This is a genomic window from Sphingobium sp. DC-2 (assembly GCF_000722555.1).
Lineage (GTDB): Bacteria > Pseudomonadota > Alphaproteobacteria > Sphingomonadales > Sphingomonadaceae > Sphingobium > Sphingobium quisquiliarum.
In genome coordinates this window covers 1-16538 of sequence record NZ_JNAC01000003.1, presented here as the reverse complement: position 1 = coordinate 16538, position 16538 = coordinate 1, and the positions used below count along the sequence as shown (strand labels likewise).

Sequence of the window (16538 nt, the reverse complement as noted above, 5' to 3'; positions counted from 1 at the left end):
CCCATGATGACCATCGCATTCCCAAGCCGGATGATCGCCGATCGAGGTAAAAAAACAATGAAGCTTGCAGCGCGCACAAAAAAGGGGCCGCATCAGCGGCCCCGTTAGATCAGCGTCTGTCGCAAGCTGATTGCGTCGCCTTTGTCCGCGCCCGGAAACGGGAAGTCAGATTCCCGGCCAGACGGCGGCGGCGTGATCAGCCCTTAGAAACGGCTATACTGCTCGTTCCCGACGAAGCCCAGCTTCGTCACGCCCGCGCGCTTGATTTCCGCCAGCACCTCGTCAACCACGACATAGCGGGTCGCAGCATTCGGCTGGAACTGCAATTCGGGTTCGACCGGCAAACGCAGCGACTGCTGCAAATACTGACGCAGGGTCAGCAGGTCGATGGCCGAACCATTCCAGGTGATGACGCCGCTGGCATCGATCGCCACCTTGTTCTTGACAGGATCGATGACGCTGTCGGTCGGCGGCGCGTTCTGCGGCAGGTCGATCTTGACCGCGTGGGTCTGGATCGGGATGGTGATGATGAACATGATGAGGAGAACGAGCATGACGTCGATCAACGGCGTCGTGTTCATTTCCACCATCGGCTCGCCATCTTCACTTCCGGCACTCATTGCCATGGGGCGATACTCCTAGAGCATTTCCGGGAATGGCCGCTTGCCGGCCATTCGGTTCGAAAATGCGTCAACAAAAGACTCTGCTTAAAGCCGCTGCACATTCGTGCCCGGTTCGGGCTCGGAAATGAAGCCGACCTTCGGGAAACCGGCGCGCTGCATCGTGTAGATGGTGCCGCCGATGCACCGGTAGGGGGTATTGATGTCGCCGCGGATATGCACTTCGGGCAGATCCTCCGGCGTCAGATTTTCAACGCCGCCCGCCTTCTTGATGTCCGCTTCGAGCTTCGCGACCGCGCGGTCGAGCAGCTCGTCCGAAGACACCCTGGTCAGGTTCCAATAGACCGCACAGCTGCCGTCGCTGCCCGTCGTGATCGACAGGGAGACATTTTCCGGCTTCGTCGTCGTCGGCTCGAACGCGACCTTGGGGAGCTGTAGCTGAACCGTCTGGACGACGACCGGGACCGCGATGAGGAAGATGATGAGCAACACCAGCATGACGTCGACGAGCGGCGTCGTGTTGATGTCGGACATCGGCTTGTCATCACCGCCGTCGGAGCCAACACTCATTGCCATTGATAATTTCCTAACATCCGTGTCGATGGCGCCCCGTCATGCAGGGCCCACGACCGGCAGGGAACCTTGGCGGTCGCAGCCGCCCGCCGGTTCCCCGCCGGCGCTTGACCAATCAGGCCTTGGTCGCAGCCGCGGCAGGCTTGGCGGCCGGAGCAGCCGGAGCCGGAGCCAAAGTGGGCTTCACCGCGCCGTTCGACACGAGGTGAGCCAGCAGGTCGACGGTGAAGCCGTTCAGCTGCTCGGCGATCGACTTGTTGCGGCGCTGCAAGAAGTTGTAGGCGAGCACCGCGGGAACGGCCACGGCCAGACCCAGCGCGGTCATGATCAGAGCTTCACCGACCGGACCGGCGACGGCGTCGATCGAGGCCTGACCGGCGGCGCCGATCTTGATGAGCGCGCGGTAGATGCCGATAACCGTACCGAACAGACCGATGAACGGCGAGGTCGAACCAACGGTCGCGAGGAAGGCGAGGCCGCCGCCCAGCTTCGAGTTGATCGACGCTTCCGAACGGGCGAGCGAGCCGTGCAGCCAGTCATGGGCTTCGACGGGATCGGTCAGCTTGGTGTGTTCTTCCTGCGCCTTGATGCCGTCATCGACGATCTGCTTGTAGGCGGAGTTCTTTTCCAGCTTCGCCGAACCTTCCTTCAGCGTCGCGGCGCGCCAGAAGGTCGCACGCACCTTCTTGCCCTGGTTGATGACCTTCTGCTGCTCGATCAGCTTGGTGAACAGGATGTAGAAGGTGCCGACGGACATGCCGACCAGAATGATGAACACGGTCCATGCGATCGTGCCCCCCTGCTCCAAGGCTTCCATGAGCCCATACGGATTCTCGGGCTTAGGCGCGGCTGCTGCTGCGAGATACATCAACATTTTCAAGACTTCCCTCTCAAAGGATCAATAACCGGGGAAGGCGGCGGCGCCGGCCTTCCCGCCAAAATCATTCAGGCAGTCGCCACGTGATGCGACCATTGTAGGTGTCGGACATGGGGCCGCCCCCCGCAGCCGTCGCCGGCTTGAACCGCGCACGGCGGGGAAGCAGGCGGCAGGTCGCCTCGTCAAGGTCCGCATGGCCCGTCGAAGAGGTGATGGTGCAGTTGGTGACACGTCCATCCGGGCCGATCTCCAGCCGGAAGCCAGCGGTGCCCGAACGTTCTTCACGCTGCGCGCGGCTGGGATAGTCGGCATCGCTGAGCCAGCTGCCCGGCGAGCTGCGCGGCGTTGCACGCGTCGCTGGAGTGGGCGGCGGCGGCGGAGCCGGCGGCGGCGGAGGCGCAGCGACCGGAACCGGGTTGAACACCGGCGGCGGCGTGCGAACAGTCTGGATCGGCGGCGCGGGGGCCGGCGTCTGGACAATGGGCGGCGGAGCGACGACCGGCGGCGGCTCGACCGGCTGATCCGGCGGCGGCGGCGGCGGCTCCTCGTCAGGTGGCGGCGGTTCCTCCTTCACGTCGATCACGTTCAGCTGTTCCGCCGCCTTTTTGACATATTTCATGCCAAGACCGGTGACGAAAGCATAACCGAGAACAGCGTGAACAAGGGCGACGATGATGATCGAGATCGTCCGACTCGATCCTTGCGAGTGGTCAGCATAGGCCATTCGGCAACGACACTCCTTAACTCAGCTTACCAGTTGATTATAAGCAAATAAGCGAAAAGTAGCCCCAGCTGGCCAGGGTTTCCCCGGTCACCTTTGGCCCCTGCCCTTTTATTTGCTACCTTGCGAACTCCTATCGCGGCGCACCGTGCCACGCAAACGCTTTATCGATACAGTCAATTGCTATTAATATTTTACAGCAGAATGACTTGCCTGTGACAACAATGTCACGCCGGTCGATCCTTAGGACGAACATGAGAAACAAATCCGCCATCCAGCTTTTTTCCCTCGCCGCGACATGCCTCATTTCCGCCGCATACCCTGGTGTTTTGGCGGCTCAGACTCCCGGCAGCGGCCTTGCCGCGGCCGCCGCCGGACCGCTCACCTATGCCGACCTGACCGACCTTTCCGATGCATCTTCGCTGGTGGCAGTGGTGCGTATTCGCAGCATCATCGCGCTGGCCCCGGAACGGGCCGGAACCGTGCCGCAAGGATATCGCAGGCTCTATATAGAGGCGGATGTGGACAGCCTGATTCGGGGCGATGGCGGGATCAGCCCGTCCGTCCGCTACCTGTATGACGCTCCGGTCAATGCGCGCGGCAAGCTGCCCAAGTTGAAGAAGGCCCGCATGATCCTGTTCGCCACGCGCGGCGCGCGGCCCGGCGACATCCAGCTGGTGGCGCGCGATGCGCAGATCCCGGCGGACCCTGCCACGGTCGAGCAGGTCAAGGCCATATTGTCCGGCCTGGTGGCGAACGGCGCGCCGCCGCGCATCACTGGCGTTGGCGATGCCTTTCACGTCAAAGGTACGGTCGCGGGCGAAAGCGAGACGCAGATCTTCCTGCGTACGGAAAATGGCGATCCGGTGTCGCTGTCGATCCTGCGCCGCCCCGGCCAGCAGCCGCGCTGGGCCGTCGCATTGGGCGAGATCGTGGACGAAGCCGCCGCGCCGCCCACGCCGGGCAGCCTGCTCTGGTATCGCCTGGCGTGCAGCCTGCCCGCCGCCCTGCCCGCTCCCTCCGTCCGCGCCCTGCCCCCCGGAGATGCCGACGCCGCGCGCGCCGATTATGCGCTGGTCATGCAGGCGCTGGGCCCATGCGAGCGCCGGAGGACGCTGCCCTGACGGCGCCCTGGTGCAGCGCCTGCGCCCGTCCCGCCCTCTTTTCCTTGGACAGCGGCGCGTTGGCGGCTATCAGCGCGGCTTCATGCCAGCCTGAGGACGAAACACAGCCATGACCAATCTTCACCGCCATGCCCCGCTGCGCGTCGCGCTTGTCGGTCTCGGCACGGTGGGCGGTGGCGTCATCCGGCTGTTGCAGACCAATGGCGAGCTGATCGCCCGCCGCGCGGGATGTCCGATCCAGATCGTCGCCATCTCCGCCCGCGACCGGAACAAGGATCGCGGCGTCGACCTGTCGCCCTATGAGTGGGTCGACGACATGACGACCCTGCCGGGGCGCGACGATGTGGACGTGGTGGTGGAGCTGATCGGCGGGGCGGATGGCCCGGCGCTCACCCTGGCGCGGCAGTGCCTGGCGGCGGGCAAGCCCTTCGTCACCGCGAACAAGGCCATGCTGGCCCACCATGGGCTCGACCTCGCGGCGCTGGCGGAAAAGGCAGGAATCGCCCTCAAATATGAGGCAGCGGTCGCGGGCGGCATCCCGGTGATCAAAGGCATGCGCGAAGGCGCCGCCGCCAATGAGATTGCGCGCGTCTATGGCATATTGAACGGCACCTGCAACTACATCCTCACCACGATGGAGAAGGAAGGGCGCAGCTTCGACGATGTGCTGAAGGAAGCGCAGGAGCTGGGCTATGCCGAAGCGGACCCCAGCTTCGACATCGATGGCGTCGATGCCGCGCACAAGCTGACCATCCTCGCCAGCCTGGCCTTCGGCACCGAGCTTGATTTCGACAATGTGGCGACGACCGGCATCCGCCACGTCATCGCCGCGGATATCGCCGAAGCGGCGGCGCTGGGCTTCCGCATCCGCCTGGTCGGGATGGCGGAAAACGGCCCGGAGGGGCTGTTCCAGCGTGTCCATCCCATGCTGGTGCCGCTCGACCACCCCCTCGCCCATGTCGATGGGTCACTGAACGCTGTTGTGGCGGAGGGGAATTTCGTTGGCAGGCTGTTCTTCCAGGGACGCGGAGCGGGCGACGGCCCCACGGCTTCGGCGGTCGTTGCTGACCTGATCGACGTGGCGCGCGACGAATATGGCGACGCCTTCGCCATGCCCGTGGCGGCGCTGGCGCAACAGCCGCCGGCCGATGCGGGCAAGCGCGTCGGACGCGCCTATCTGCGCTTCAAGGTGCAGGATCGCCCCGGCGTTCTGGCCGAGATCGCCGCCGCGACGCGCGATGCGGGCGTGTCGATCGAAAGCATGATCCAGCGCGGCGCAAACCAGCAGGACGGCGTTCTCGTCGCGATCGTGACCCATGCGGGCGAGGAAAGCTGCGTGCGGGACACGCTGGAGCGGCTGGCCGGATCGGACAGCCTGCTGCAAGCGCCGATGGTCATGCACATATTGGATTGAGCGGCCGCTGCCCGTCAGCGCGGCCCGAAGCTCCGCAGTAAGGTCTCGCGCAGGGGCTCGCCCAGCCGGAACAGCTTGAGCCGCGCCTGTTTGGGACAGCCCATATTGCCGATCACCCGGCAAGGGCGCGCGTCGAAGCGATAGGCGCTCATCTTGGTGTCGCTCGAAGGCCGCTGTGATTCCGCGGGCGGGTGCGCCTTCTCCTCCCCGCTCCCGATACAGAGCGACGGCACGGCATGGCAGGGAGCAGCGCCGGTTGACTTGCGCGGAACAAGCGCCGCGGACGTGGCGAGGCTTGCGGCAATCACGGCGACGATCATTATGCGGCCCTTTGAAGATGTTACCGCACCAACGATCCGTTCGATGATCCGTTGCATCTTCAACATGAAAAGCCGGTTCTCAAGACGGCACGGCTCGACAAGGGGCAGACGACCTCCTATCGCCTCATCGACTTAGAGAAAGCAGAGGAATTCCCATGGTGCAGGCTAGCTCGATTCTCGATCGCGTCTTGGTGCTTGAAATGGTGCGCGTCACTGAAGCAGCCGCCATAGCCGCCTCCAAGCTGATCGGCCGGGGCGACGAAAAGGCCGCCGACGCCGCCGCGGTCGAAGCGATGCGCCTGGCCTTCAACGACCTCTACATGGACGGCACCGTCGTCATCGGCGAGGGCGAGCGCGACGAAGCGCCGATGCTCTATATCGGCGAAAAGGTCGGCAATGCGATCGGCAGCGGGCCCAAGATCGATATCGCCCTCGATCCGCTGGAAGGCACGACCATCACCGCCAAGGCGGGGCCGAACGCGCTGGCGGTGCTGGCCATTTCGGAAGAAGGCGGCCTGCTGAACGCGCCCGACGTCTATATGGAAAAGCTGGCCGTCGGCCCCGGCTATCCCGAAGGCGTGATCGACCTCAACCGTTCCGTGAAGGAGAATGTGGAGGCGGTCGCCAGGGCGAAGGGCGTTGAGCCGGGCGAGATCATCGTCTGCGTGCTCGACCGGCCGCGCCATGAAAAGCTGATCGCGGAGCTGCGCGCGATCGGCTGCGGCATCATGCTGATCCCGGACGGCGACGTGGCCGGTGTGATCGCCACGACCGACCCGGAAACGAACATCGACATCTATATGGGATCGGGCGGCGCGCCCGAAGGCGTGCTGGCCTGCGCCGCGCTGCGCTGTGTCGGCGGCCAGTTCAAGGGCAAGCTGCTGTTCCGCAACGATGACGAGCGCGGCCGCGCCCGCAAATGGGGGATCACCGATCTCGACAAGGTCTATGACCTCAAGGAACTGGCGAAGGGCGACTGCATCTTCGCGGCGACCGGCGTCACTGACGGGTCGCTGCTGGCGGGCGTCAAGCGCCTGCCGGGCGGCAAGCTGACCACGGAAAGCGTGGTGATGCGCGCCAGCACCGGCACCGTGCGCTGGGTGAAGGGCGAACATCATCTGGATCGCAAGCACGTCTGATCCGGCCGCCATCGCGAATGCAGAAAGGGGACCCGCAGGTCCCCTTTTTCATGCCGGTTGGAAAAGGCTCAGCGGCCCGCGCGATGGTTGAGATCGTGGCCGAGCGCCAGGATCGCGACGCCAAGCAGCGTATAGGCGCTTTCCTGCCATCCATGGTCCAGCGTCAGCGCGCCCGCCATGATCCCCAGCCCCAGCGATCCGACCGCGGCCGGCATCATATAGCCGTGCATGACCGCGCCATGGCCCAGCGCCACCGCGCCGAGCAGGATCGCCAGCACCAGCCCCACTTCATGGAAAAGCGGATTGTCGAAAACGCCGCCCGCCGACGCCAGCATGCCCAGAAGCACGGCCGTGCCCAGGCAATGCGCAACGCACATGCCTGACAAGGCGATCGCTATGCGATCAAGGCGGCCCGTCATCAGGGCGGATCGGAAACTCGTCGGCATGGTCGCGGATACATAGGACAGACAGGATGAAGTTACAACATATCATTGATGACTTTATCGCGCCGGGGGGATCGGGTTGGTCGAATGGGAAAATGCTGAGCGCTTGCTCCGCCGGTAAGTCTATCCGGTCCCACCGGCCCCGTTCCGGTGAAGGGAGGAAGGCAGGTTCGCGCTCTCGACTGGGCCCCTGCTTGCGCAGGAGCGCATCATGGTGGCGTCAGGCCGCCAGCCTCAAGCAATTGCGGCCGCCATGCTTCGCCCGATAGAGCGCCTTGTCCGCGGCTTCCAGCAATTCAGTGGTGCTGACAGCGCCGCTCAATTCCACCAGCCCCGCGCTGAAGGTGATGGAAATCGACTCGCCCGTGTCCATCCGCATCGGCTGGCCGGAGACAAGATCGCGCAACCGCTCGCAAATCAGGCTGGCGCGGTGGACGTCCACCCCCACGAGCAGGACCGCGAATTCTTCGCCGCCCAGCCGCCCGATGCTGTCCATTCCGCGCAGGCCCGGCCGCAGACGCGCGACGAAGTTGGACAGAACCGTGTCGCCGATGATGTGGCCATAGCGGTCGTTGACCGACTTGAAATGATCTATGTCGACCAGCAGCAGGCAGGAACGCTCGCCATTGGCGGTGCGGCGCAGTTCATCCTCCAGCTTGTCCATGAAGGCGCGGCGGCTGTCGGCGCCGGTCAGCGAATCGGTGGACGCCGCCCTTTGCAGCGCGTTCTGCCGCGCCTTGTGCCGGGACACGTCGCGAATCGCGCTGATCACGCCGGTGGGAACGCCCCGTTCGTCCACCACGGCGCGGATCACCATTTCACACCAGTTGAGATCCCCGGCCGCCGGAAGAGGACGGAATTCGACCGTCTGCACATCCCCCGGATGCGCCAGCGCGCGGCGGTGAGAACGCAGCACGTCACCCCGGTCCAGCGGATCGACGAAGTCCGCCGCGTCCCGCCCGATCAGCATGCCCTGCTCCCATCCCAACTGCTCCGCCGCCGAAGGAGAGGCATATTGGATGACGCCTTCGACGCTGACATTCAGCACGACATCGCCGCTATGTTCGGCGATGGCGCGGTAGCGCGCCTCGCTTTCCTGGAGCAATTGGAACAGGCGGCGGCGCTGGGCGAGTTCGGCGGCGATCGGGATGATCAGCAGGAAGCTGAAGGCGAGGAAGAGTTGCAGGAACTGGATACGCTCGCCCATGGAGCCGGACACCATATGAAACGGCCCGTGGCCCGTCATCGTCGCCATGCCACCGATGATGGCCAGCACGACGACCGAAGCGGCTGCGCCCAGATAGCCGATGCGGAACGCGATCGCGACCATGGGCAGCAACAGCGCGAACAGCATCGGGTAGCGAGCGAAGTAGAATATAAAAGCGGTGAACAGGGCGAAGATGCCCAGAAGCGCCACGGCCTCCGCTTTGCTCCTGCGCGAGGATTCCCGGAGCCAGCGCGCGGCGTCCCCCTGGCACAACATGATCAGCATGGGCGCGAAGATGAGGCCGCCAAGCACATGGCCGCTATACCATTGCAGCCAGGACGCGCCGAAGGATACCGGCGTCAGCGAAGATGCGACATAGGCCGCCGCGAGGCCGGTGATGATGTTCGCGGGAAGGCTGAGCGCCAGCACGAAGACGACCAGCGGCCGCTTCGACGCGCCGGTCAGGTCACGGCCCGGCGCGAAATGGCGGCAGAGCAGGGCGACGATCAACGCCTCCGCCATGTTGATCAGCGCCATTGGCACCGCCGCGATCAGCCCCATGCCGAAGAGAGCCGTCGACAGCATGCTGGCAATAGCGCAGCACAGGAGGATGCCGGGCCAGCGCCGGAGGCCGGAACGCTGAAGCTCCGCCATCAGCAGGGCGTTGGCGAGCCAGATATAGGCCAGGCCGCCTTCGAAGCGGGACACCAGCAACGCCAGCGCGGCCAAAAGAAAATAGGCCACCCCCGCCAATAAAGGCGCAAGTCTGGAGGAAACGGAAGAAAGGCTCATCACCAAGCGGCTTTACGCCGCCATGGTTAACATATGCTATAGTATATTGGCCGCTCGGCTGCCGGAAAAGCGGTCAGGCCTTTTCCAGCGTGCATTGCAGCGGGTGCTGGTTCTGTCGGGCGAAATCCATCACTTGGTTGACCTTGGTTTCCGCCACTTCATAGCTGAAGATGCCGCACACGCCGACGCCGCGCTGGTGGACATGCAGCATCACGCGGGTCGCTTCCTCCATGTCCATGCGGAAGAATTGCTGGAGGACATGCACGACGAACTCCATCGGCGTGTAATCGTCGTTCAGCATCAGCACCTTGTAGAGGGACGGCTTCTTCGTCCGCGCGCGCGTGCGGGTCGCGATGCCGACATTGGGGCCGCCGGGGCCTTCGCCCTGGTCGTCCTGATCCCTGCCCGCCATCATTGCGGGAAATGCCAATTTGCCGATGCTGCTCATGTCGACCAAGAATATGGCGATTCGATCGTCCATGGCAAGGGCGGGCTGGTCCAGTTGCGCAGGACCGCGCCGTGCCGAAAGGAAACGGCCCCCACCCGTGGGCGGAGGCCGTGCCTTAAAGCTGTCAGTTCAGTGCTTGCGCGCTCAGGCGGCGAAGGACGACTTCACCTTGTCGGTGACGACGGTCACGCGCGCGGTCAGCGGCTGGGCGACTTCACCGGCCAGCTTGATCAGCGCTTCGCTGCTCTTGGCCGCTTCCTTGGTCAGCTCGTCAAAGCTGGACGAAAGGAGCTGGCTTTGCAGCTGGAAGAATTCGGTCGGAGTCTTGACGGTCGAAAAGCTCTTGATCGACGCGGTCGCCTTTTCGAAATTCTTGCGGCCGTAATCGACGGCTTCCTGGCCCAGCGTTTCGAAACCCTTGGCAGCGATCTTGCCGGATTCGACCAGCGCTTCGACATTGCCCTTGGTGATGTCGCTCAGTTCTTCGATCGCCTTGGTCGACTTTTCGACGCTCGCCTTCGCCTTTTCGTTCAGACCGGCATAGACCGATTCGAACTTGGCCTTGGTTTCTTCAGCAAACTTCTTTCCGTTTTCAATCACGTCGTTCATCACATTCATTCCTTCTGCACGCTGGGAAAGGGGCTCTACCGGCCCCGTATCGGATGACAGGCTGTCAGTACCCTTGAGTTCCGCCGGAGCTTCATCGGCAACGGCGATCGGCAGGGACGGATCAGGCTCGACCGCCTCGCCCGCACCGGCCGGCTCCGGCGCGGCATCTACCGCGGTCGTGGCGGCGGCGATCGCAACCGGATCAGCCTTGGCCGCCGGGGAAGGCTTGCGCGCCACCGCCTTTTGCGGCGCGGCGGGTTTCGGCTTCACGGGCGCCGGATCGGAACCTACGGCCGCTTCCGCCGCTTTCAAAGCCTCACCGGCTGAAAGAGTAGATGCTGCCTTCTTCGCAGCCACCGGCTTGCGAGGAACTGCCTTGGGGGTCACTGCCATGGTCATCCTCCTTTGCTGCAATGCACAATAAGTTGTCTCGATGTCAGTTTCAAGACGTTTTTTGTGCACTGCAACAAAGGATAATGCAGCAGTTGGACCGCCGGAAAAAAGCGCGGCTATTCAGTGGCTCATCGGGTCCTGACGTAACGCCCCGGCGCATCCTCGATCGCCTTGAGCGCTCCCCCGCCCGGCTGGCGCGCGCCTTTCGCCGGAACCGTCGAATCGCCCAGGGACCGAATCCAGCCGAGCCAGTCGGGCCACCAGCTTCCCTTCGTCTCCTTCGCCGCCGCGATGAACGCGTCCAGATCGGGCTGCGGTTCGTCAGCCGACCAGAACTGATATTTGCCCGCAGCGGGCGGATTGATCACTCCGGCGATGTGCCCCGACCCGGCGAGGATGAAACGGACGGGCCCGGACAGATGGCGGGTCAGCTTCCACACGCTTTGCGCCGGAGCGATGTGATCTTCCCGCCCCGCCTGGACATAAGCGGGCGTCCTGATCTTTCGCAGGTCGAGCGGCGTCCCGTCGACGCTGAGCGCGTCCGGCACGACCAGCAGGTTGTCGCGGTAAAGCTGCGTCAGATAATCCCTGTGCCAGCGGGCGGGCAGGTTGGTGGTGTCGCCATTCCAGTAGAGCAGGTCGAACGGCGGATAATCCTGGCCGAGCAGGTAATTGTTGACGACATAGTTCCAGATCAGGTCCCGCCCGCGCAGCAGGTTGAAGGTGGCGGCCATGTAGCGCCCGTCGAGAAAGCCGCCCGCCGACAACTGCTCCACCAGCTTCATCTGTTCATCGTCGATGAAAAGGCCAAGGTCGCCCGCTTCGCTGAAATCCACCTGCGCGGTGAAGAAGGTGGCGCTCGCCACCTTGTCCGCCTGCCCCCGCGCCGCCAGCAGCGCCAGCGTCGCGGCGAGCGTCGTCCCGGCGACGCAATAGCCGATGGTGTGGACGCTCTGCACGCCCAGCAGGTCGCGGACCGTGTCGATCGCATCCACCTGCCCGTCCACTATATAATCGTCCCACAAAAGATCCTTCATCGACGCATCGGCCGACTTCCAGGACAGCAGGAAGACGCTGATCCCCTGATCCAGCGCCCATTTGACGAAGCTTTTTTCCGGCGACAGATCGAGGATGTAGAAGCGGTTGATCCATGGCGGGAAGATGAGCAGCGGCGTTTCCAGCACCGTTTCCGTGGTGGGGGCATAGTGGATCAACTGATAGAGCGGGGTTTCCTTGATCACCTTGCCCGGCGTGGCGGCGATATTGCGCCCGACTTCGAAGCTCGTGCCGTCCGTGTGGGTCAGTTGCCCCTTTTCCAGATCGGCCAGCATGTTCTGCAAACCCTTCACCAGATTTTCGCCGCCGCTTTGCAGCGTCTTTTCGATCACGGCGGGGTTGGTGAAGGCGAAATTGGTGGGCGCCAGCGCATCGACCAGCCCGCTGGTGGCGAAACGCAGCTTCGCCTTCTGCCTGGGATCGGCATCATCGACCGCATCGGCAAGCTTGAGCAGATAGTCCGACAGCAGCAGATAGCTTTGCCGGATCAGGTCGTAAAAGGGATGGTTGGACCAGGCCGGATCGGCGAAGCGGCGGTCCTTGACGGCGGCAGGGCTGCCGGGCGGCGGCGGTTCCGGCTTGTCGCGCAACATGCCGCCCGCGTCCAGAAAGCGCTGCCACAGCGCCAATCCTTCGTCGGCGAACCCGGTCTGGATGCGGGCCACGGCTTCGGCGTCGAACGGCAGCGCCCGTCCGGTCGCCCCCGCCGCCTGCTCCAGCAAAAGCTGCTGCGCGCGGCCGAGCACCTGGGTCCATTGCTGCATCTGCTCCAGCGTCGGCAGATGCGGTTCACCCAGGTCGTTCGCTTTCATGGCCACCTTCCCTATCCTGGCATCACCCTGCCCGCCGCTTTCGCTAGCGCGCCGCTGCCGGGCGGGTTATAGCCAAAGCGCGTCACGCATCGCGTGCGCCGATCACTATCCTCCACGGAGACCTTTCAGGAAAGCCTATAATGTCCGAAGAATTTTACCGCATGAAGCGCCTGCCGCCCTATGTCATCGCTGAAGTCAACGCGATGCGGGCCGCCGCGCGAGCCGCGGGCGAGGACATTATCGACCTTGGCATGGGCAATCCCGACCTGCCGCCGCCGGACCATGTGATCGCCAAGCTGTGCGAAGTGGCGCAGAAGCCGAGCGCGCATGGCTATTCCCAATCGATGGGCATTCCCGGCCTCCGCCGCGCGCAGGCCAATTATTATGGCCGCCGTTTCGGCGTGGACCTGGACCCCGAAACCGAAGTGGTCGTGACCATGGGGTCGAAGGAAGGGCTGGCCAGCCTGGCCACCGCGATCACCGCGCCGGGCGATGTCGTGCTGGCGCCCAATCCCAGCTATCCCATCCATATGTTCGGCTTCATCATCGCTGGCGCGACCATCCGGTCGGTCCCGACGACGCCGGACGAACATTATTGGAAGTCGCTGGAACGGGCGATGGCCTTCACCGTGCCGCGCCCGTCGATCCTGGTGGTCGGCTATCCCAGCAACCCGACGGCCGAAACGGTGGACCTTGCCTTTTACGAGCGGCTGGTCGCCTGGGCGAAGGAGAACAAGGTCTGGGTGCTGTCCGACCTTGCCTATTCCGAGCTTTATTATGACGGCAATCCGACGCCCTCCATCCTCCAGGTGCCGGGCGCGAAGGATGTCGCGGTCGAATTCACATCGCTCAGCAAGACCTATTCGATGGCGGGATGGCGGATCGGCTTCGCGGTCGGCAACCGGCAGTTGATCACCGCGCTCAAGCGGGTGAAATCCTATCTCGACTATGGCGCGTTCACGCCGATCCAGGCGGCCGCCTGCGCCGCGCTCAACGGGCCGCAGGACATCGTCCAGAAGAACCGCGAACTCTACCACAAGCGCCGCGACGTGATGGTGGAGGCGTTCGGCCGCGCCGGATGGGAAATCCCCGCGCCCAAGGCGTCGATGTTCGCCTGGGCCCCGCTGCCCCCCGCGCTCAAGGAGATGGGCAGCCTGGAATTTTCCAAGCAGCTTTTGACCCATGCCAAGGTCGCGGTCGCGCCGGGCGTCGGCTATGGCGAGGATGGGGAAGGCTATGTCCGCATCGCCATGGTGGAAAATGAGCAGCGGCTGCGGCAGGCCGCCCGCAACATCAAGCAATATCTGAAATCCATGGGCATCAACACGCCGGCCAAGGGTGCTGCCTGAGCGGGACTGACGGACGGGGCTACCGGCCGCGCATGCTGGGAAGCGCGTGCGGCTGCCTGTCCGCGGCGCTGTTCCTGATGGCGTCGGCGGTCCTGTTCGTGGGATCGGTGTTCGGCGATTGCGTGGCGGAAGCGGATTGCGCGCACAAGAATGATGCTGGCGCCATCTTGTGGATCGCGCCCTTGTCAGCCCTTGCCATTTTCATCGCGGTGCGCTGGTTTGTGGACAAGATGACGGCAGGCAGGCGATGATCCCCATTCCCCAGGTTTCGCAGGTCGCTCAGACGATCCAGCTCGCGCTCGCGCCCGTGTTCCTGCTGGCGGGGATCGGCGCGTTCCTCAACGTCTGCGTGGGGCGGCTCGCCCGCATCATCGACCGCGCGCGGCGGGTGGAGGAACGCATCCTGACCACGCGCGGCAAGGAACATGACCGCATGGTGGAGGAAATCCGCGTGCTCGACCGCCGCATGAGCGTGGTGAACTCATCCATCTTCCTGACGGTGGCGTCCGCCTGCGCGGTGTGCCTGGTGGTCATCCTGCTGTTCGCGGGCAACCTGCTCAGCGCGCATCTGGGCACGCTGGTCGCCATATTGTTCATCCTGGCCATGCTGCTCCAGGCGGCGGCTTTCGGCACCTTCATCCAGGAAATCCGCCTCGCCTCCCGCACGATCCACATCCGCAACGAAGTGCTGTACCATCAGGCGGAGGGGGACGAGGCGGCATGACCAAATTCACCGTCAACGACCGGCCGGTCCAATATCGGATGGACCCGGACACGCCGCTGCTGTGGGCGCTGCGCGATGCGTCCAACCTGACCGGCACCAAATATGGCTGCGGCACGGGTCATTGCGGCGCTTGCACGGTGGATATCGATGGCGATGCGGTCCGGTCCTGCCAGCTTTCGATCCGCAATGCCGAAGGCCGCTTCGTCACCACGATCGAAGGGCTGTCGCCCGACCGGGGCCACCCGCTGCAACAGGTGTTCGCCGCCGACAATGTGTCGCAATGCGGCTATTGCATTCCGGGCATGATCATGACCGCCGCCGTGCTGCTGAAACGCAACAATGATCCGAGCGATGAAGAAATCGACGCCTTCGTCACTAACATATGCCGGTGCGGCATCTATCCCCGGCTGCGCGCCGCCATCCGCCGGGCAGGCCGGATCATGCGCGGCGAGGAGCAGGTGGAGGCAGCGCCGCCGCCCGGCGTGACGCCCGAAGATGCCGCCCGCACCGTTCCCGCGCTGCGCAGGCCCTGATCCTCAGCCGAAACGATAGGCCGACACGGTCCAGCCGATCACCGCGCTGCGATGGTCCAGCCGCGCGGCGTCGTCGGCGCCCGCGCCCAGCGCCACCATCAGCGGCAGCAGATGTTCCTCGCGCGGATGAGCGAACTGGGCGTAAGGTAGCCTGTCCCACGCGGCGACGCGGGCGGCGCGGCGTTGCGGATCGGGATCGGTCACGGCGCTGGTGAGCGCATCGTCCCACTCCACCGCCCGGCCGGTGCCGTCATGGCCCCGCACGCGCATATTGTGAAAGCTCATCCCCGACCCGATGATCAGCACGCCTTCGTCCCGCAGCGGCGCGAGCGCGCGGCCGGCGGCGATGTGTGCGGCGGGATCGAGCCCTTGCTTGAGGGAGAGCTGCACCACGGGAATGTCGGCACCGGGCACCGCCACCTTCATCGGGATGAAGACGCCATGGTCCCAGCCCCGCTCCTCTTCCCGCGCGACCGGAAAGCCAGCCTTCCGCAACAGCGCGTCCATCCGGTCCGCCAGTTGCGGATCGCCCGGCGCATCCCACCGCAGCGTGTATGTGTGCGGCGGAAAATTATAATAGTCGAACAGCAGCGATGGCCTGCCGCCATGATGGACGGTGAATTGCGGCTCTTCCCAATGGCCCGACACGATCAGCAGCGCGCGCGGCTTTTCCGGCAGGCTGGCGAACAGTCCCGCCAGATAGTCCTGCATCGGGTGCCACATGGGATCGCTGTGCGGACGATCGGGATCTGACGGGTCCATGAAGAAGCAGGGACCGCCGCCATGCGGTATGTAGAGGCTGGGCTGTTTCATGCCCCCTAGATCGCCGCAAGCGCGGCGAAGCGCAACATCAGGCGGCGAAACCTTCCGTTTCGCGCCGTGGCTCAGCCACCCTCGCCAATCACCGGGGCGATCGCCTGCGCCAGCGTCATGCCCGAATAGGGCTTTTTGAGCAGCGTGACATCCTTGTAGCGATCGGGCAGTTCCAGGCCGTCGCCATAGCCGGTCGCGAAGAGGAAGGAGACGCCCCGCTCCCTCAGCAGATCGGCGATGGGCAGGCTGGTTTCATTCCCCAGGTTGAAATCCAGCACGGCGAAATCGATCCGGTGCAGCGCGATCGCCTCGCGCGCGCGGCCGATGCTGGCGGCGGTGATGATCGTTTCCGCGCCCAGATCGCGCAGCGCATCCTCGCCATCCATGGCGATGATCATATTATCCTCGACCAGCAGAACATGGCGCCCCTGCAACAGTTCGGGCATGGCGGCGGGCGGCGCCTTGCCGCGGTCCACGCCCGGAATGCTCGGCAGGACGGATGCGACATGGGTCGATGGGATGCAGAAATGCGCCTCCAGCCCGGCAAGCCGGTAGGAAAGCTCCGCCTTTC

At 64.4% G+C, this 16538-nt stretch carries 18 protein-coding genes and 1 pseudogene; 7 read left to right on the top strand and 12 right to left on the bottom strand.

The genetic code is table 11. From position 1 onward, the window contains the following. Positions 1–203: 203 nt before the first annotated feature. From ET21_RS0100855 to ET21_RS0100840, 4 genes are all read right to left on the bottom strand, one after another. A complete protein-coding gene (locus ET21_RS0100855; RefSeq protein WP_030538212.1) occupies positions 204–626 on the bottom strand; it encodes a biopolymer transporter ExbD in 423 nt (140 codons plus the stop codon). Positions 627–707: 81 nt separating this feature from the next. Continuing rightward, positions 708–1196: a biopolymer transporter ExbD gene (locus ET21_RS0100850; protein WP_030538211.1), complete on the bottom strand. Its 489-nt coding sequence runs from the start codon at positions 1194–1196 to the stop codon at positions 708–710. A 112-nt stretch (positions 1197–1308) separates the two neighbouring features. Further along, positions 1309–2067, bottom strand: coding sequence for a MotA/TolQ/ExbB proton channel family protein (locus ET21_RS0100845; RefSeq protein WP_030538210.1), 759 nt, complete (start codon positions 2065–2067; stop codon positions 1309–1311). A gap of 67 nt (positions 2068–2134) precedes the next feature. Next, on the bottom strand, positions 2135–2794 hold the full coding sequence (locus ET21_RS0100840; RefSeq protein WP_030538209.1) for an energy transducer TonB: 660 nt from the start codon (positions 2792–2794) through the stop codon (positions 2135–2137). 251 nt (positions 2795–3045) lie between these two features. On the opposite strand from ET21_RS0100840, the gene ET21_RS0100835 reads away from it, so the two are divergent. Both ET21_RS0100835 and ET21_RS0100830 read left to right on the top strand, forming a co-directional pair. Beyond that, entirely contained in the window at positions 3046–3915 is an 870-nt protein-coding gene (locus tag ET21_RS0100835) for a hypothetical protein (RefSeq protein ID WP_030538208.1), read from the top strand. A 109-nt stretch (positions 3916–4024) separates the two neighbouring features. Next, complete coding sequence (locus ET21_RS0100830; RefSeq protein WP_021237823.1) at positions 4025–5329, top strand: homoserine dehydrogenase; 1305 nt, start codon at positions 4025–4027, stop codon at positions 5327–5329. A gap of 14 nt (positions 5330–5343) precedes the next feature. Here the strand turns inward: ET21_RS0100830 and ET21_RS0100825 are convergent, their stop codons facing one another. Further along, positions 5344–5649 (bottom strand): hypothetical protein, encoded by a 306-nt coding sequence (locus ET21_RS0100825; RefSeq protein WP_156028972.1) that lies wholly within the window; start codon positions 5647–5649, stop codon positions 5344–5346. Positions 5650–5804: 155 nt separating this feature from the next. Between ET21_RS0100825 and glpX the strand changes: the two genes are divergently transcribed. After that, positions 5805–6788, top strand: a complete 984-nt coding sequence (gene glpX / locus ET21_RS0100820) for a class II fructose-bisphosphatase (protein ID WP_021237825.1) — start codon at positions 5805–5807, stop codon at positions 6786–6788. Positions 6789–6856: 68 nt separating this feature from the next. Here the strand turns inward: glpX and ET21_RS0100815 are convergent, their stop codons facing one another. From ET21_RS0100815 to ET21_RS0100795, 5 genes are all read right to left on the bottom strand, one after another. Further along, positions 6857–7234, bottom strand: coding sequence for a MerC domain-containing protein (locus tag ET21_RS0100815; protein WP_030538206.1), 378 nt, complete (start codon positions 7232–7234; stop codon positions 6857–6859). A gap of 217 nt (positions 7235–7451) precedes the next feature. Next, the gene (locus ET21_RS0100810; RefSeq protein WP_030538205.1) at positions 7452–9230 is read right to left on the bottom strand and encodes a sensor domain-containing diguanylate cyclase; all 1779 of its coding nucleotides are present in this window, start codon (positions 9228–9230) and stop codon (positions 7452–7454) included. A 73-nt stretch (positions 9231–9303) separates the two neighbouring features. After that, positions 9304–9711 (bottom strand): ATP-dependent Clp protease adapter ClpS, encoded by a 408-nt coding sequence (gene clpS, locus ET21_RS0100805; RefSeq protein ID WP_021237828.1) that lies wholly within the window; start codon positions 9709–9711, stop codon positions 9304–9306. Between the two features lie 111 nt (positions 9712–9822). Next, positions 9823–10680: a phasin family protein gene (locus ET21_RS0100800; RefSeq protein ID WP_030538204.1), complete on the bottom strand. Its 858-nt coding sequence runs from the start codon at positions 10678–10680 to the stop codon at positions 9823–9825. A gap of 128 nt (positions 10681–10808) precedes the next feature. Further along, entirely contained in the window at positions 10809–12548 is a 1740-nt protein-coding gene (locus ET21_RS0100795; protein ID WP_030538203.1) for an alpha/beta hydrolase, read from the bottom strand. A 140-nt stretch (positions 12549–12688) separates the two neighbouring features. On the opposite strand from ET21_RS0100795, the gene ET21_RS0100790 reads away from it, so the two are divergent. From ET21_RS0100790 to ET21_RS0100775, 4 genes are read left to right on the top strand one after another with little or no spacing between them, the layout of a single operon-like run. Next, positions 12689–13897 carry an LL-diaminopimelate aminotransferase gene (locus tag ET21_RS0100790; RefSeq protein ID WP_021237831.1) on the top strand — a complete coding sequence of 403 codons (1209 nt, stop codon included), beginning with the start codon at positions 12689–12691 and terminating at the stop codon, positions 13895–13897. Positions 13898–13929: 32 nt separating this feature from the next. Then, positions 13930–14148 carry a hypothetical protein gene (locus tag ET21_RS0100785; protein ID WP_030538202.1) on the top strand — a complete coding sequence of 73 codons (219 nt, stop codon included), beginning with the start codon at positions 13930–13932 and terminating at the stop codon, positions 14146–14148. Further along, complete coding sequence (locus tag ET21_RS0100780; RefSeq protein ID WP_021237833.1) at positions 14145–14621, top strand: DUF2721 domain-containing protein; 477 nt, start codon at positions 14145–14147, stop codon at positions 14619–14621. Before ET21_RS0100785 ends, ET21_RS0100780 begins: the two co-directional genes overlap by 4 nt. Further along, positions 14618–15154: a (2Fe-2S)-binding protein gene (locus ET21_RS0100775; protein ID WP_021237834.1), complete on the top strand. Its 537-nt coding sequence runs from the start codon at positions 14618–14620 to the stop codon at positions 15152–15154. The genes ET21_RS0100780 and ET21_RS0100775 overlap by 4 nt, the downstream gene beginning before the upstream one ends. 3 nt (positions 15155–15157) lie before the next feature. On the opposite strand, the gene ET21_RS0100770 is transcribed toward ET21_RS0100775, so the two are convergent. Together ET21_RS0100770 and ET21_RS0100765 are read right to left on the bottom strand one after the other, a co-directional pair. Next, a complete protein-coding gene (locus ET21_RS0100770; protein WP_030538201.1) occupies positions 15158–15967 on the bottom strand; it encodes a class III extradiol ring-cleavage dioxygenase in 810 nt (269 codons plus the stop codon). 71 nt (positions 15968–16038) lie between these two features. Then, positions 16039–16538 (bottom strand): annotated as a pseudogene (locus ET21_RS0100765) (response regulator); the annotation flags it as partial.

Coding starts and splice junctions, on each gene's coding strand:
- ET21_RS0100780 (WP_021237833.1), top strand. CDS start 14,145: ATGATCCCCATTCCCCAGGTTTCGCAGGTCGCTCAGACGATCCAGCTC.
- ET21_RS0100855 (WP_030538212.1), bottom strand. CDS start 626: ATGGCAATGAGTGCCGGAAGTGAAGATGGCGAGCCGATGGTGGAAATG.
- ET21_RS0100840 (WP_030538209.1), bottom strand. CDS start 2,794: ATGGCCTATGCTGACCACTCGCAAGGATCGAGTCGGACGATCTCGATC.
- glpX (WP_021237825.1), top strand. CDS start 5,805: ATGGTGCAGGCTAGCTCGATTCTCGATCGCGTCTTGGTGCTTGAAATG.
- ET21_RS0100845 (WP_030538210.1), bottom strand. CDS start 2,067: ATGTTGATGTATCTCGCAGCAGCAGCCGCGCCTAAGCCCGAGAATCCG.
- ET21_RS0100850 (WP_030538211.1), bottom strand. CDS start 1,196: ATGGCAATGAGTGTTGGCTCCGACGGCGGTGATGACAAGCCGATGTCC.
- clpS (WP_021237828.1), bottom strand. CDS start 9,711: ATGGACGATCGAATCGCCATATTCTTGGTCGACATGAGCAGCATCGGC.
- ET21_RS0100835 (WP_030538208.1), top strand. CDS start 3,046: ATGAGAAACAAATCCGCCATCCAGCTTTTTTCCCTCGCCGCGACATGC.
- ET21_RS0100815 (WP_030538206.1), bottom strand. CDS start 7,234: ATGCCGACGAGTTTCCGATCCGCCCTGATGACGGGCCGCCTTGATCGC.
- ET21_RS0100825 (WP_156028972.1), bottom strand. CDS start 5,649: ATGATCGTCGCCGTGATTGCCGCAAGCCTCGCCACGTCCGCGGCGCTT.
- ET21_RS0100800 (WP_030538204.1), bottom strand. CDS start 10,680: ATGGCAGTGACCCCCAAGGCAGTTCCTCGCAAGCCGGTGGCTGCGAAG.
- ET21_RS0100790 (WP_021237831.1), top strand. CDS start 12,689: ATGTCCGAAGAATTTTACCGCATGAAGCGCCTGCCGCCCTATGTCATC.
- ET21_RS0100785 (WP_030538202.1), top strand. CDS start 13,930: ATGCTGGGAAGCGCGTGCGGCTGCCTGTCCGCGGCGCTGTTCCTGATG.
- ET21_RS0100795 (WP_030538203.1), bottom strand. CDS start 12,548: ATGAAAGCGAACGACCTGGGTGAACCGCATCTGCCGACGCTGGAGCAG.
- ET21_RS0100775 (WP_021237834.1), top strand. CDS start 14,618: ATGACCAAATTCACCGTCAACGACCGGCCGGTCCAATATCGGATGGAC.
- ET21_RS0100770 (WP_030538201.1), bottom strand. CDS start 15,967: ATGAAACAGCCCAGCCTCTACATACCGCATGGCGGCGGTCCCTGCTTC.
- ET21_RS0100830 (WP_021237823.1), top strand. CDS start 4,025: ATGACCAATCTTCACCGCCATGCCCCGCTGCGCGTCGCGCTTGTCGGT.
- ET21_RS0100810 (WP_030538205.1), bottom strand. CDS start 9,230: ATGAGCCTTTCTTCCGTTTCCTCCAGACTTGCGCCTTTATTGGCGGGG.